This window comes from Nocardiopsis sp. CNS-639, from assembly GCF_000381685.1.
Classification (GTDB): domain Bacteria; phylum Actinomycetota; class Actinomycetes; order Streptosporangiales; family Streptosporangiaceae; genus Nocardiopsis; species Nocardiopsis dassonvillei.
The window spans coordinates 1-1,563 of record NZ_KB906903.1 but is presented as its reverse complement, the minus strand read 5'-3'; the positions used below and the strand labels follow the sequence as shown (position 1 = coordinate 1,563).

The following is a 1,563-nucleotide window of genomic DNA, read 5'->3' as shown; positions in this document are numbered from 1 at the left end:
GCCGCACCCGCCGTCACCGTCACCTGAGCCTGGAAACCCCCCTGCCACTGGTTCGTCACCGAGTACACCGCCTCACACTCACCCGACGGCGGGTCCGTGGGCTCCTCGGTCGGCGGGTCGGTGGGCTCCTCGGTGGGCGGGTCGGTCGGGTCGGGGCCGCCGCCGTAGACCGGGGCCTCCTCGGCGGTGGCGGCGATGCCGTCCGGTCCGTTGAAGATGCGCTCGCCCCAGGGGGTCAGGCTGTCGACGTCGAAGCCCTCGACCATGTCCAGGTACTCCACGGGGCTGCCGTTGCCGCTCCAGGACCAGCCGATGTAGCCCAGGCCCAGGCGCTCGGCGTGGGACATGATGGCGTCCTCGTCGGGGTTGCCGTCTGAGTGGTCGTGGCCGAACTCGCCGACGATCAGCGGCAGGCCCGCGTCGACGAAGTGCTCCAGGTAGGAGACGACCGTCGACTCCTGCTGGTAGACGCCGTACATGTGCACGGAGAAGACCGTGTTGGCGTGCGGGTCGGAGTCGAACACCGACTGGGCGTTGTCGCGCATGACACCCGCCCAGTCCTGGCCCCAGTTCGGCGCGTCCACGACCAGGGTGTGGTCGAAGCCCGCGTCGCGCAGGCGGTTGACGGCGTCGCTGGTGTCGGCGGCCCAGTTCTGGTTGATCGCGGCGTCGTTGCCGTAGGGCTCGTTGCCGATGTTGACGAGGATGTGGTCCTCCTCGCCCTCGACGGCCTCCTGGATGCGCAGCCAGTAGTCGACGGCCTGGTCGAGCGTGGCGGCCCCGGCCTGGTCGCCGTAACCGGTGGTGTCGTGCACCTCCAGGACGCAGATCAGCCGGTTGGTCTTGCACTCGTCGACGACGTTGGCCACGTCGGCGGCGGTGTTCTCCGTCCAGCGCTGGCCGCTGCTGAGGACGACGCGGACGGCGTTGGCGCCCAGGGACTTGATGTCGGCGAACGACTGGGTCTCCTGGGCGTACCAGGTGTGGGCGTGGCTGACGCCGCGGATGACGAAGTCGTTTCCGGCGGCGTCGACGAGGCGGCCGTCGCTGACGCGGAAGCCGGTGTCGGCGTGCGCGGGCAGCGAGTGCACGAGCAGTGCGGCCACCAGGGTGATGACCGACCCGAGGGCGATCAGCAGGCGTTTGACCATGGGAGGGCTCCAGGTAGAGGGGCGGACAACGTTGTCGTGTTGCGGGGGTCCCGTCCTCGTGGGCGGGGACCGGGTGGGCGCCGGGGGTGGCGGCTGCGTTCCCCCGGCGCCCGGTCCTGACACAGGCGCGGCCTGTTCCGGGGCGGTCGCGTCAGTGTCGTTCGGTCATCCCCCGCGGGCGGGGTCAGCCGCCGGTCAGGAAGCGCTGCACGTCAGCTCGGGCGTGGAGACACCACCGCTGGAGTTGCCGACGAACCCGAACGAGGTCGACTGCCCCACCGCCAACGCGCCGTTGTAACCCACGTTCGTCGCGGTCACACGGCCACCACTCCCCGACACCGACGCGTTCCAGGCGTGCGAGACACTCTCACCGCTACCGAAGGTCCACTCCACGGTCCACCCCGACAGAGCC

2 protein-coding genes are annotated in these 1,563 nt (G+C 70.4%); both read right to left on the bottom strand.

Annotated elements, in window-relative coordinates:
• Positions 1-1,151: glycoside hydrolase family 5 protein (locus tag G011_RS0129395; protein WP_019611612.1), on the bottom strand; the 1,151-nt coding region annotated here is incomplete at its 3' end.
• Between the two features lie 195 nt (positions 1,152-1,346).
• Positions 1,347-1,563, bottom strand: a 217-nt coding sequence (locus G011_RS30490; protein WP_036553313.1) for a cellulose binding domain-containing protein, incomplete at its 5' end; no start/stop codon positions are given.